The organism is Microcoleus sp. N9_A2 (assembly GCF_036701775.1).
Taxonomy (GTDB): domain Bacteria; phylum Cyanobacteriota; class Cyanobacteriia; order Cyanobacteriales; family Microcoleaceae; genus Microcoleus.
Window position 1 is genome coordinate 1 of sequence record NZ_JAUBRH010000066.1, and the last position, 14,131, is coordinate 14,131.

A 14,131-nucleotide genomic window follows, 5' to 3' on the forward strand; every position below is an offset into this window, starting at 1 on the left:
CCCGAGCCGTTTCCCTCTCAGGGCTGAAGCCACTGAGTTTCCCACATCCCGTATTAATTTTTATGAAAACTAAATAAGACTTACGGTGCAAAAGGTTTGTAATCAGGTTGATGTGGACGGTTTGATTTACTGCCACTCTAGCACTGTTAATTTTATTTTTGTTCAGCATTCTTATCAAGAATTTCGGCACAGCCAAGTCAATAGATAGCGGCTGCAGTCGCTTTGTCTGGGGGGTTTCAGGCTAATTTTCTCTTGAATTGTCTGAGAGTGTGTTGCCAGTAGGCTGCCGAAATTAATCCACACTCCGTAAGCAGAAATACTGCCCCCTGCAATTTGATGCCCGAAGTTACGATCGACACTCACTCTCGACACTCACCTGTCGGCACTCACATAGCATATTGGAGGGGATGCCAGCAGAATTGGTCTGTAAAATTCACAAACCGTGACAATATTTGGTTTTAGGGCACTCAGTAAGCCAAGGTTTCTAAAGTTTCCCGCAGATAGGAACGAACCTGCTGATCGATGGTGGCATTTTGCTGCTGACGCTCAAAATTGAGTTCTAGTTGCCAGCGTTGAAATCCTGAACTTGCGCCGATCGCGGATTTGAGACTGCCCCAGATTTCAGAATCTTCGCACAGCTCTATCGGATCTGCGGCTTGAGGTTCTTGTGCGATCGGTAGATAATTCGCCATATTGTTATACCTCTGTTTTAATCCCCTGTAAGGATTGAAAGCTGACCTTGACACTCTCTATTATAGATTCTTCTCTCCAGATAGCCAATATAAAATATCCACAACCTGCAATTAAAAATTAAATATTAAGACTATTAATAATCTCTATCCGAAGAGGGGCCTTACCTATTTTTTTTCACAGCATACATCTGTACAAATTAAAGTAGCTTAAACTACAATTGTCCCCCTCTTAATTTTTTATTTCACTTTTTTTCGCTCGACTGTTCGGGTAGAGATGTAACGCCGTTGGTGTCAGCAGGTTTTGGGTTGACAATACTGCCGACTGACGAATTCCCTATGCCGGATGCTGGCCCAATTGACTCTACGGGTGCAGCCACAGCGGCAGTTGTCTCGGCTGCCAAAGCCGGCAAAAGTCGATCGACTTGCCAAGGCGCGATCGTAAAATCCTGCCGAATTTTTTCTAAAACATGAGGCTTTGTCGCTGCAAATTCTGATTCCGGCGTCAGCAAAACCGCCATGACACTAGCAGACACCTGCAAAAACAAATTGCTAGCTAAAAAACCAGAAGCTGCCAACAACAATCCAGCCCACCGCCAGGAAGGAGGAAAGGGAGCCACCGAAGCTGCCAGAGGAGCCAATCGGTAGAGTTGCCACAAAATTACTGCCAGCAAAACAGCCACAAAAAGAGCGATTCCTTGATTTAACTTAGTTTTAAACCGAGTCATAATCTGCTGCTGCACAGAAGTTAAATTCTGCGGTTTTACCGCCACAACTAAAATACTAAAAATGTAAAAAGGGCGGAACCACTGCATCCACAGCACAGGAACAATACCTGCTACAGCCACTAAAAACACTTCTAACCACACAGGAATCGCGGGAGAACCCACTGCGAGTCCCAGCAAACACAGTCCCAGGAATATCGGCAGTGCAGCCGCCCCAGAAAGGTGAATCCACAAGAAAGGCTCTGACCAAAAAGAACGCACTTTAATTAATTATTAGTTATGAATTAGGAGTTTTGAATCTTGGATTTTGAGATTTTGGGATGCACTCTTGACTCTGAAATCCGATGCGAGGAGTAAATATTTAGCTATCAAACCGAGGACTTACAAGCAGAAATCTGGTTTATTTCGGTAATTCTTATTGGAGTGAGCAAATTTTCAATTTTAAGCAAGGATAAAGACGATTAGGAAGTTCTTAATTCCTTCTTCCTTTTTCCGACTTCCCTTTTCCTTCGGTCAACCCAACGACTGCGCTCGGGGGCAAGCTGTCAACTCTTCCTTATTCTTTCTGTCAACTGTCAACTGTCAACTGTCAACCCTTCGACAAGCTCAGGGCAAGCTGTCAACTGTCAACTGTCAACTGTCAACTCTTCGACTTCGCTCAGGGCAAGCTGTCAACTGTCAACTGAGTTTTGGAGTATTGAGTTGAAGAGAATAGTTTCGAGCGATCGGCAATTTGGTTGCTGCGATCGCTCAAAAATTCTCTTCCCACTCAACACTCACAACTCAAAACTATTGAGAGAGAGTCCGGCGTTTAGTAACCATCCGGTAGGCTTCAATAATATCGCCATCCGCCCAGTCGCTAAACCCGCTCAAGGAAATGCCGCATTCAAAGCCAGCATTGACTTCCTTGGCATCTTCCTTCATCCGTTTGAGGGAGTCGAGGACACCTTCGTAAACGACATTGTTGCCCCGGCGCACCCGCACCTTACAGTTACGGATGACTTTGCCAGAGAGTACCATACATCCAGCCACAGCCCCGCGACCGATCGCAAAGACAGCGCGGACTTCGACTTGACCCAAAGGTTCTTCCACCAATTCGGGTTCCAGCAGGCCTTCCATCGCCCCTTGAATATCATCCAAGAGGTTGTAGATGATGCTGTATTCCCGCACGTCTACGCCCGCTTGGTCAGCCGCGAGGCGAGCGCCGGTGGCGAGAGTAGTATTGAACCCGACAATCACAGCATTACTGGCGGCTGCGAGGTCAATGTCGGTTTCTGTGACTTCCCCAGGAGCAGATAGCAGCAGTCGGAGTTGAACTTCTTTTTGAGGAAGTTGAGTCAGAGCACCGACAATTGCTTCGAGGGAGCCTTGGACATCTGCCTTCAAGATTAAGTTGAGTTCCTTAAGAACACCTTCCTTAGCTTGTTGAGAGAAGCCACTGAGGCTGATCCTACCACCTTGCAATATACGTGAATCTCGTTGGGATGTAGCTCTGGCATCGGCGATCGCCGCAGCTTCTTTTTCGTTCGCGAAGACATCGAATTCGTCTCCTGCACGAGGAACTTCTCGCAGCCCCAGCACTTCCACCGCAAAGGATGGAGTTGCTTGTTTTACGTGTTCGCCGCGATCGTCGATCATAGCCCGCACCTTACCCAAAGCCGAGCCTGCGACCACAATATCGCCCACCCGCAGAGTACCGTTCTGCACCAGCAAAGTTGCCACAGGCCCCCTTGCCTTATCGAGGTGAGCTTCAATCACCGTACCCTTAGCCGCGCGGTTCGGGTTAGCGTTGAGGTCTTCCATTTCCGCGACGGTCAAGATCATTTCCAACAGCATATCGAGATTTTCGCCTCGGATCGCGCTGACAGGAACCATCGTAATATCACCGCCCCAGTCATCGGCAACCAAGCCGTACTCTGTCAACTCTTGTTTGACTCGTTCCGGCTGAGCGCCTTCCTTATCAATTTTATTGATCGCCACAACAATTGGCACTTTAGCCGCTTTCGCGTGACTGATAGCTTCAATTGTTTGTGGACGCACACCGTCATCGGCCGCTACCACCAAGATCGCGATATCTGTCACCCGCGTTCCACGAGCCCGCATTGCCGTAAAGGCTTCGTGACCGGGCGTATCCAAAAATACAACCTGCTGGCTCTTGCCTTCGTGTACCACATCCACGTGATAAGCACCGATGTGCTGGGTAATACCCCCAGCTTCTCCTTGAGCAACCTTGGTTTTGCGGATCGAGTCGAGCAAGGTAGTTTTACCGTGATCGACGTGACCCATAATCGTTACTACTGGTGGACGGCGTTGGAGGTATTCCATATCTGTTGCGTCCAGCATCTCGATCACTTTGAGGGCTGGGGCTACTTTTTCAGGGGTTTCTACCTCTATGCCCATTTCTTCAGCTACGATTCTCACCGCTGCAATATCCAGGGTTTCGGTAATGTTGACCGCAATCCCTTTAGAGAACAGCCGCTTGATAATTTCCGTTTCGGGAACAGCCAAAGTACCTGCGAGTTCCTGAACGGTCATCGGCCTGCTAAGCATCAGTGTTTCAGGACGTTCTACCTTAGCTTCGACTGTTTTGCCACGGCTACCGCGTCCGCCTGAAGAACCAGACGAGCTTTTATCGTGAGAAGGGCCCGGTCTCTTATTTTTGCCACTACTTCCGGGTGCGCCCGGAGTTGGTGTTGATTTTGGTGCTGCTTGTGTCTTCGCCTTAGCCGGGCGGGCTAGGGACAGACTGACCGTGACTGGTGCTGGCATATCCAAGCCATTTTCTAAGTCATCGTCATCCTCATCTATGGGTTTGAGGCGACGTTGTTTGAGTTTGGCAGCCTTTGCAGCCTTGGCAGCATCTGAGTTTTCGTCGTCGTCTTCTTCCCAAATGGCCGAAGTCTTTTTGGCAGGACGAGGGAGGGAGGGCCTTTCGAGGAGAAGAATCCCGGAGTCCGGCGTATTATCTTCTTCATTGTCATCAGTGTCATCCCCTGCGGCTCCCGTGTCGCCACCACGGCTACGCAGCCCGGTAGCTGACGTTGCGGGGGCTAGACTCCGGCGCGGCCCACCACCTGGCTGGGGTCGATCGGCAAGTTGAGTTTTGACTGGGCCACCAGCGCCTTCCCGGCGCGGTCTTTGCGCGTCGCGAGATTCGGTACCTCCCGGTGCAGGTCTGCTGGGGCGGCTCGGTTTAGCCGGCGCTTCCAGAGTTTCTGACTGTTGTGATTGCTCTTGCTCGGTTTTTGCCAGTTTTAGTACCGGCTTGTTTCCCAGATTTTGTGGGCTGCGGCTAGCCGACTCCGACGCCCCTCTGACTGGCGGCGACGTGAGTTTTGCCCCGGGCGGCGCTGCCGGAGCGACTGGCGGTTGCTGGGTGCGTTCTGGAGCCTTTTCCGACGGCGGTTGAGGTGCCGCAGGTGCCTGAGCCTGGGCGGTGGTTTCCGGGGCGATCGCACCTACAGTTTCCGACACTATTTCTGACGGAGCCGCCGAGACAGATACATTTGGCTTCGACAGTACAGGTCGATTGATATTCGGTTTAGCTGGAGGCTGGAGTTGTTGAGCTGCGGGCGACTTGGGAGGAGTTGCCACGGTTGCCGCCGGCTGGTTTTTGTTCTCCTCGTTGCCTGCAGGCTGGGAGGAAGCACCAGCCGGCCGTACTTTTGGACTGCGTATTTCTAAAATTTGCTGCTTTTTTTGTTGGTCGTTAGGGTGAGGGCCAGATTCTCTAGATGGCGCTGCTGCTCTTTCGGGTGGAGCTGGCTTGCCGGGGGAAGAGTGGCTACTGGCTACGTATTTTTCCGCCGTTTTGCGAATGCGCTCTGCTTCGGATTCTGTAATTGTGCTGCTGTGGCTCTTGACTGAAATATTGAGCCGCTCGCATACTGCCAAGATGTCTTTATTATCCAAATTTAGTTCCCGTGATAATTCGTAAATTCTTACTTTGCCGTTGTTCATCCACTCTGCCCTCTTTTGTGCCAACCAGTTTTTACATTGTGATTTTTTGTTCTAATGACGACATCATTCGCTGTGATTGATTCAGTGTCAGGAATCGGGGTTTTGGTACTCACTCAGCAATTTTATCTAAAAGATGCAACTCGCTGAAGTCTGCGGTTGAAGAATTCTCAAGTCTGTTTGGGAACTTGGAACTCCGAAGTCTGAGTTTTGGCAAAACCCACTCTCTCAAGCTTCAAAGTTTGCCTTTCCACCTTGAGGATACCTCTGCTAGTAACCTACCCTTATCTAATCTGACACAAATCTTTCCAGACTGGTGGGCAGATCGGATTGGGGTTTTATAGCTGGCGCTACCGGTAATTACTGGTAGGGCTGCCAAGAGGGTTTATACAGTCGATGCCGAACTATTGTCGGTTTTTCGTCCGGCCTTGCCAGAGTAAGATGTACAGTCAGATGTGGCTAAACGCTGCCAAAGTGTTTGGTACAGTTCGTCAGACACAGGCGCTTTGAGCGAGCGCCCAAGTCGATTTTTTTTCTGAGCTGCTTTGAGGCATTCGGCTTTCCGACAAAGGTAAGCAGAACGGCCCATGCCACGATCTAATTGTACCTGATGAGAAGGATAGAGCCTGACTACTCGCCAAAAAGCTTCCTTAGAAGCTATTTTTCGACAACTTGCACAGCACCGGTAGTTCGGTTTCATCAGAAAATGGGGTAGAAACCCCGTCCTTTTAGGACGGCTTTATATTACAATATAATTGGTCACCGACCCACCCGAGACGATGGATCAAACAGCCTATACGAGCGAAGTTCAGCCTTGTGCTGGCGGCGAAGCAAAGTCGGTAGACCGGGAAAAGAGGATAGGGCAATGGTAAACATCCCTAGAATCAAAACTACGAAGAATTCCGTTTGGTATTCGACACGTAAAAACCGCAGGGCTTGCGGGGTTAGTGCGCGAGAGCGAACATAAGACCAAATCTCTTTTAGGGTGGAGGTAGTTGCGAAGAAGCAGAAATTCAAATCGTGAGGTTTGGGAATCCCCGTACCTGATAGTCGGGGTGAATGTCAACGGAGTGAGAGGGGGAGTAGGGTCCGAGGGGAGTAGGGGACAAGTCCTCCTTGTCTCCCTTCGAGACAAAATATTGTGAATGTCACAGTTTTTATACTGCTGCTTCGGTTTCCTCCGTGGCGACTGCCTCCTCTTCCTCAAATTCTGCGGTTTCCTCGTCGCTGTCGTAGTCCGATCCTTCGTCTGCGTCGTAGTCGCCTGCTAGTTCTTCGAGCCTAGTTTCTTCTGCTGCCAATTTGGTGTCTTCGGCGGCGCGATCGTACTTAGCAATATCTTTGATATCGATTTTCCAACCAGTCAGGCGGGCTGCGAGGCGGACGTTCTGACCTTCTTTACCAATGGCAAGACTCAGTTGGTCTTCAGCGACCAAAATGTGAGCGCGCCTGCCTTCTGGGGCAACCAAACGCACTTCATCTACTCTAGCAGGACTCAAAGCATTAGCGATATAAGTTGCGGGATCTGGAGACCAGCGGATCACATCTATTTTTTCGCCGCGCAATTCGTTGACTACTACCTGAATTCGCGATCCCCGCGCTCCGATGCAGGCTCCTACGGGGTCTACGTCGCGATCGAGAGTATCAACTGCTATTTTAGTCCGGGGGCCGACGTGCCGCGAGGGAGGATTTGCCTCTCTGGCTACCGCAACAATTCTGACTACTCCGTCTTCTATTTCTGGCACTTCGTTAGCAAACAGGTAAACCACCAAACCTGCGTCAGCTCTAGAAACAAGTAACTGCGGCCCTCTCGTGGAGCCTTCGCCTACTTTTTTGAGATAAACCTTGAATGTAGCATTTGCCCGGTAATTATCGTTGGGCAACTGTTCGCGCTTCGGGAGTTCGGCATCTACTTCCGGCTGACCAAAGCTGCTGGTGACTGCCAAAATTACCGACTGCCTCTCAAACCTGAGAACTCTGGCTTGAAGAACAGTTTCTTCTAAATCTTTAAACTCTTCTTGAATCATTTTGCGCTGTTGGTCGCGCAATTTTTGAGCGAGAACTTGTTTGGTCTGGATGGCAGCCATGCGACCAAATTCTTTTTGATTTGGTGTTACGTCTACGAGCACGATGCTCCCAGGCTGAGCTTCCGTGGCTACTTCTTGCACTTCCGAAAGTGATATTTCGTGATCGGGGTTGGTGACTTCTTCGACAATAGTTTTGTTCGCTAAAACGCGGAAACCTTCTTGTTCTGCGTCCAGTTCTACATCAAAGTTGTCGAAGTATTCTTCGCTGAAGTGATCTAGTTTTTGGGTGCGACGGTAGCGCTCGTATCCTTTGAGCAGGGCTTCTCGCAAGGCTGCTTGGACGGCGTGTTTGGGTAAATTTCGCTCTTTGCTAATACCTTCGACCATTTCTTTGAGTCCTGGGAGGGGAACCATTGACATATAAAACACTCCTTTTTTTGTTTTGACAATACGTAACTGGTAATCGGTAATCAGTAATTGGTGATTTTCGAGAAAAAGTGATGACTGATGATTGATCAGTTGCTGGATAGGCTTAGGAAATCTGGGTGCTGTAACAATTTATTTATTGTGCCAATTCAACCCCGCTGCTAAAGATATGATTCTTAAAAATTAACTCGCAGCGAAGCATTTTCAGCTTGCTGCGAGGCAATCTCAACACTCAAATCGGGCGGGCACGCACCATCCACTGCCCCTACAACTCAAAACTCAAAACTCAAAATTGACCTTTACTACTCCTTTCCTTCGTCTAGTTCAACTTTGACAATCTGAGGGCGGGGAATTTTAACCTGTCGCCCTTTTTGATTGAGATAAACAGTTGTTTCGTCCCGGCCCACAAGTAGTCCTTTCCACTCTTTGACTCGCGAGTCCGGTTCGGTGGTTTTGACTGTGATGGGGAAACCTTTAAAAGTAATGAATTCTCGATCGCTGCTGAGCAAGCGGGATATGCCGGGACTGGAAATCTCTAGCACGTAGGCGTCGGGTATGATTTCGGCTGCCTCTAACTCAGCATCGAGGGCTGTGCTCATGCGCTCGCAGTCTGCTAAACCCGTGTCTTGTTGGAGGTTGCGGATGTCTACCCGCAAGACGGGGGGATTTTGGTTGGTGTGAAACACTGCTCCCACTACTTCCAATCCCAGTGTTTCCGCAACGGGGGTAGCTAAGTCAATGATTTGTGGGATTAGGGGATGAGTCATATCGAATATTTAAGTTAACACTCCTGAACTCGGACACGGGCAAGCAAAAATCAGGTGTTGAGATTGCTTTGCTTTGAGGTGGTTTTATTGGGTTGCTGCGACTTTCGTCTTCAACTTTGGGACTTAGCCAGCATCCCTGCTGGGAATCTCAAGCGGGGGAATTATCCCTACTGGATCAGTCTTCAACTGGCAAGTCTGACGCCCAGATCTCTTTTCCTGCGACTAATGCAACAAAAAAAGTGGGCTTGACCCACTCCTAGGTAAAACAATTTCTTCCAAGAAGTTTGAGACCTGCTTCCGATCGAAGTGTGCCTCATTTTTCATTTTAGCTCGATCGCCCGCCCGGTGACAAACCGATCGCCATCGGCGGACTGTCCGAGGGTAGAGGGGGAGAGCTGACAGGGGGGATGAGGACGACTTCATAACCGTTTTGGAGTGGAGTGGGGCGAGGGCAAATTCCTGGTTGATACCGAAGCGGGTGCGATGCCCATAGAACCGTTGGCGGCACTCAGGCGGTCTAGGACTTGCGATACGGAGGTTTCTTTGGGAAATTCTAATTTCAGTTCGGACAAGCCCTCTGCTTCTTGATAGGGGGTGAAGAGCTTGACAGTGATGGTGATTGGTAGATTCTACATGGGCGATCGCCAAATTAACGGTATATTGACAAAACAGCCAAACTAATATTCACCATAAACAATCCCCCTTACTAATGCTGAATAGGAAGCTCAATTACAAACTCTACCCCCCATTCGGGCGAGGAAATGCAGGTCAGCGTACCACCATGTTTTGCTTCTACAATCTCACGGCTAATCGACAAACCTAAACCTGTCCCTTTACCCACTGATTTAGTAGTAAACATCGGCGTGAATAAATGCTGCATTACTTCCTGAGTTATGCCCACCCCATTATCAGCAATCCGAATCATCACTTTGTCGCCATCAAGCATTTCAGTGCAGATCCGAATCTGTGGAGTGTCATTGCTCTGTTTCTTTTCCCCGCACAGCGGACAACTAATCGTAGACTCTTCTAAAGCATCAATTCCATTCGCCAATATATTCATAAACACCTGATTAAGTTGCCCCGGATAACACTCAACTAGGGGCAATTTGCCATACTCTTTAATCACTGCAATTCCTGGGAAACTTCCTTTAGATTTCAGCCGATGCCCTAAAATTAATAACGTACTATCTAGCCCATCGTGAATATTCACTGGCGTTAGTGCCGATGTATCCAAGCGAGAAAAATTACGCAGTGACATAGAAAGATTGTAAAGTCGCTCTGTTCCTACCGCCATTGAATCAAGAATTTTGGGCAAATCTTCAACAATAAAATCTAACTCAATTTCCTCGGACTTATCCTCAAATTCTGATGTCGAAGTAACGTTGTGCTGGCACACCCGAGTCATCTCGATCAAATCGGCAATATATTCCTTGGCAATAGGGATATTATTGGAGATAAAACTAACTGGGTTGTTAATTTCGTGAGCTACCCCAGCTACAAGTTGACCAAGGCAAGCCATCTTTTCACTTTGAACGATTTGCACTTGAGCTTTTTTAAGATTATCCAAAGCTTGAGAAAGTTCAGCCGTTCGTTTTTCCACCCGTTTTTCTAAATCCTGCGCGAGGTGATGTAACGCTGCTTCTGCTGCGAGCCTGTCTTCAATTTCCCGTTTGAGAAGCAGATTTTGGTCGGCGAGAGTTTTAGTCAAAGAACGCAGCTTTAAATGGAGGTTGACGCGAGCTAACACCTCCTTTTGTTCAAAGGGCTTAGTAATGTAATCCACCGCCCCTAGATTAAAGCCTTTGACTTTATCTCCTATGTCAGACAGAGCCGTCATAAAAATTACCGAAATTTCGTTCGTCAACGGACTTTCTTTCAGGCGATGGCAGGTTTCAAACCCGTCAATTCCTGGCATCATTACATCTAACAGAATCAAATCAGGGTGACTATATTCAGCCTGTTCGATGGCAGTTGCGCCATCAGTTGCTACCAATATCTCCCATCCAAAACCCGCTAAAGCTTCAGAAAGCACGTCCAGATTGCTAGGATTATCATCAACGATTAAGATGCTACTTGTTTCCATATTTGCTGCCTTCATTCTTTTTCTATTCTGTGGGATGTAATAAACTCTTTGATTTTTTTGACCTGATAGCCTTGGGCTAACTGGCGCAGCTCAACAGCAAAGGACACAAATTTCTGATCCAATTTCTCTAGGTGCTCACTGCGCTTCACAATTCCTTTCACGTTGCCTCTCATCGCCAGTTCAAGTAGGAGTTCAATTTCTCCGGGAGGGGGCGCTACTACAGAGGTCGATTTAGAAAGTGATTGAGGATCTGAGGAAAAAGGAATAGTGCTGATTTTTTCATTCTTTCGTTCCTCATATATCCATTCAAGTTTTAAATACTTTTGCAATATCTCAAATAGCTCTTCTGCCTGCACTGGCTTACCGAGAAAATCGTTGGCTCCCCCCTCCAAGCTTTTATGTTGATCCGTAGCAAATACACTGGCAGATGAAGCAAGGATTGCCACGTCTTTATAGTGTGACAAATTTCGGATGCGGCGCATCATCTCAAAGCCATCTAACACTGGCATCACCAAGTCAGTGATAATCAAATCGAACTGAAACTCTTCTACTTTTTCTAAACCTTCTTTACCGTTTTTAGCTTCGGTTACTTCAAAGCCGAGGGGTTCCAGGAGATTGACAATGACCGAGAGGTTTTCCCATTTGTCATCCACAACCAAAACTTTCTGCTTTCTACCTTGGTAGCCAACCAGCTTTCTTTGCTTGGCAATCGCGGCTGTATTTGCCCAGTCTGCCGCTTCCCGTAAATCCAAATCTACCCAAAAAACACTGCCGACTCCTGACTGACTTTTTACTTGGATTGTACTACCCATGATTTCGACAATTTTCTGGCTAATTGTTAAACCGAGTCCGGTTCCTTCCGCCTGACGCTTGCTCTCTCCTACCTGTTCAAAAGGCAAAAATATTTTTTTTAATTGTTCGGGTGTCATACCAACGCCAGTATCTTCAATTTGAAACCGAATTTTGTGAATTAGTGAGGCTGGCTTTTGGTCATGGCTTTGTACCTTTTCACCTGTCCCGTTTTCCAGATGTTCTATCTTAAAAGTCACCCCTCCGCCGTCGGTAAACTTAATTGCATTGCTCAGTAAGTTAATTAGTACCTGTCGCAAGCGTTTCTCGTCAGCGTAGATGCCAGCCGGAATTTCAGAACTGGGTTGATAAACAAAAGCCATTCCTTTTTGTTCGGCTCGGATGCGGCAGATTTCCGCGACTCCCTGCAAAAAGGAAGGAAAATGGAAATCTTTCGCGTACAGTTCCAATTTCTGAGCTTCAATTTTAGCGAGGTCTAAGATGTCATTAATCAGGGTTAACAGGTGGGAACCACACTGGTGAATAATACTGATGCCTTGGATATCTTTCGGAGCCATAGTTGTTGAGCGTTCTAGGATTTGAGCGTATCCTAAAATTCCATTGAGTGGCGTTCTCAATTCGTGACTCATATTCGCTAAAAATTCACTTTTAGCTTGGTTGGCACTATCAGCGATTTGTTTGGCTTCGGTGAGTTCAGCGGTGCGTTCTTGTACTCGGATTTCTAGCTCGGAATTGGTCTTTGCTAGCGCATCAAAGGATTCGCGCAACTGTTGTGCCATAAGGTTGAAAGACTGACCCAGAATTTCTAGTTCTTCTACGCCTTTTACCTGCACATTTTTCTCTAAGTCGCCACTGGCGATCGCTCTAGAAGCTGCGCTCAAACGGAGAATCGGGCTGGTAATCCAGCGTGCGGTTAGGATTCCCAAAATGGTGGCCAGTGTTAAGGCTCCCAAACACAATAAAATGGTAGTCTGGGTATTGGCGTTAATTTGATCCATGAAATCGCTTTCTGGAACTACGACGACGATCAGCCAGTCCAACCCTCGGCTATCCTGAAAGGGCATAACTTGGAGGAATTCCCGCTGGCCGGCGATCGTAAAATCCAATTGCTGAGAGCTATTAATTTTAGTGAGGTCGCCAAAGTGTTCTTTTAAATGCGCTGTTGTCAGCCGGATTAAATCATCTGTGCTGTCTAAAGCATTCAGGCGATCGAGTTTGCCATTGTTGGTGATAAATGCTTCTTTGAGAGTTGAACTGCCTACTAGGAGTCCAGAACGTTCCATAATGAATGTCTGTCCCGATCGACCGATTTTTATGCTTTGCAGAAAGTCGCTGAGGAAAGAGATCAAAAAATTAGCAACGAATACTCCGCGCAGTTCGCCACTTTCGTCATAAACTGGATGTCCGGCAGGGAGAGAGAGCGTTTTCTGACCTGTAAGCGGAAAAATTTCGCTCCATGTGGGCCGGCCTAAGCGTACACTGTCTTTATACCATGAACGGCGGAGTATATTGTAGTTGCGGGAGACTTTTAAAAGCTTCGTTTGATTGCCTTTGCTATCAGATTCATAAATATGAAGTTCATTCCGATGCTCTTTGTCTGCTATTTTAAAAAATATTTGGCCATTCTCTTGGCGTTCAACGGCAATGAACTCTCCAGTTTTAGTAGCAAAACCCATCTGGGGCAGAGAAGGAAAGGCTTGAAGTTGCTCCCACAAATAGCGCTCCGTACTCTCCAATTCGTCTGGATTTAAGTATCCTAGTCGAATGGCATTGGCATTAAGTTGATTGACGCGAGGCGCTGTATCTAGGTATGTGTTGAGCTGCTGCTGGATGCGGGCCGTAATTTCACTCCGCAATTGGCTAGCAACTTCGTTGACTGCTTTTTGCCCGTTGCGTAAGGATAGCCAGCCTGTCAGCCCGACGGCGGCAAATATTTGCAAAACGAATGGGAATACTAAAATCAGGCGCAGGGACAGTTTTTTTTGAGAACGGTTTGACACAAAAGTGGTTGGAGAGGTGTGTGACATTGATTGGTGTTACTCCTGGGGTAACGAGTTGGCTGAAAAATCTAAGTGGAGAAGAGTGAAATGAGGCTGAGGAAATATATATAGAAAAGCAATCTATAAGAGTTAGTAAAAAGTTTGAGACAGTAACTTGCTTAAACAAGCATGGCTACTTACGTGTTTTCTGTGAGAGGGGTATAATAAGAGCTAACTCAAGATACTGACGCGCCTGATTTTTGCTAGCATTTGTAATTTTTTTTAGCTTTTAGGAAAGCCGTTAGCAATCATATCTAATACATTACTTGGTTTAGAGATATTTGTAGTATTTTTTAACTTTACTTTACAGATTGAGTCTAAAAAGTATCATTTCATCAAACTTGCATATATATTGATATAATATACGTCTAAAAAAATTGAGTCCTGTCGCTAAAAAAAATGACACGCCAGGCCGCTGAGAACCCTAACGGCGGTCTAACTAACTACTGCGCTGAATATTTGATGCACAGCCCTGCAGATGACACTTGTAGACAATGCCGATCGCACATGAAAGTTTACAATTTCAGCAAGTTTCATTTGCAGGAGTTACAGCAGGGTAATTGCTAATTGCTAATTGGGGAAGAAAAAAATAAGTAAAGCGGTGGAGC

9 protein-coding genes are annotated in these 14,131 nt (G+C 47.3%); all 9 read right to left on the bottom strand.

The window, feature by feature from the left end; translation table 11 throughout:
• Positions 1-467: 467 nt before the first annotated feature.
• Positions 468-692, bottom strand: coding sequence for a hypothetical protein (locus QUA44_RS25805; protein WP_333082445.1), 225 nt, complete (start codon positions 690-692; stop codon positions 468-470).
• A gap of 242 nt (positions 693-934) precedes the next feature.
• Positions 935-1,675, bottom strand: a complete 741-nt coding sequence (locus tag QUA44_RS25810; protein WP_333255670.1) for a low-complexity tail membrane protein — start codon at positions 1,673-1,675, stop codon at positions 935-937.
• Positions 1,676-2,203: 528 nt separating this feature from the next.
• Positions 2,204-5,374, bottom strand: coding sequence for a translation initiation factor IF-2 (gene infB / locus QUA44_RS25815; RefSeq protein WP_333255672.1), 3,171 nt, complete (start codon positions 5,372-5,374; stop codon positions 2,204-2,206).
• Between the two features lie 382 nt (positions 5,375-5,756).
• A complete protein-coding gene (locus tag QUA44_RS25820) occupies positions 5,757-6,071 on the bottom strand; it encodes a YlxR family protein (protein WP_333255674.1) in 315 nt (104 codons plus the stop codon).
• A 457-nt stretch (positions 6,072-6,528) separates the two neighbouring features.
• Entirely contained in the window at positions 6,529-7,818 is a 1,290-nt protein-coding gene (gene nusA, locus QUA44_RS25825) for a transcription termination factor NusA (RefSeq protein WP_333255676.1), read from the bottom strand.
• A 308-nt stretch (positions 7,819-8,126) separates the two neighbouring features.
• A complete protein-coding gene (rimP, locus tag QUA44_RS25830; RefSeq protein WP_333255678.1) occupies positions 8,127-8,591 on the bottom strand; it encodes a ribosome maturation factor RimP in 465 nt (154 codons plus the stop codon).
• A 325-nt stretch (positions 8,592-8,916) separates the two neighbouring features.
• Positions 8,917-9,099 (bottom strand): hypothetical protein, encoded by a 183-nt coding sequence (locus tag QUA44_RS25835; protein ID WP_333255680.1) that lies wholly within the window; start codon positions 9,097-9,099, stop codon positions 8,917-8,919.
• Between the two features lie 198 nt (positions 9,100-9,297).
• On the bottom strand, positions 9,298-10,689 hold the full coding sequence (locus QUA44_RS25840) for a response regulator (protein ID WP_333276778.1): 1,392 nt from the start codon (positions 10,687-10,689) through the stop codon (positions 9,298-9,300).
• Positions 10,686-13,511, bottom strand: coding sequence for an ATP-binding protein (locus tag QUA44_RS25845; protein ID WP_333255684.1), 2,826 nt, complete (start codon positions 13,509-13,511; stop codon positions 10,686-10,688). Before QUA44_RS25845 ends, QUA44_RS25840 begins: the two co-directional genes overlap by 4 nt.
• Between the last annotated feature and the right edge of the window lie 620 nt (positions 13,512-14,131).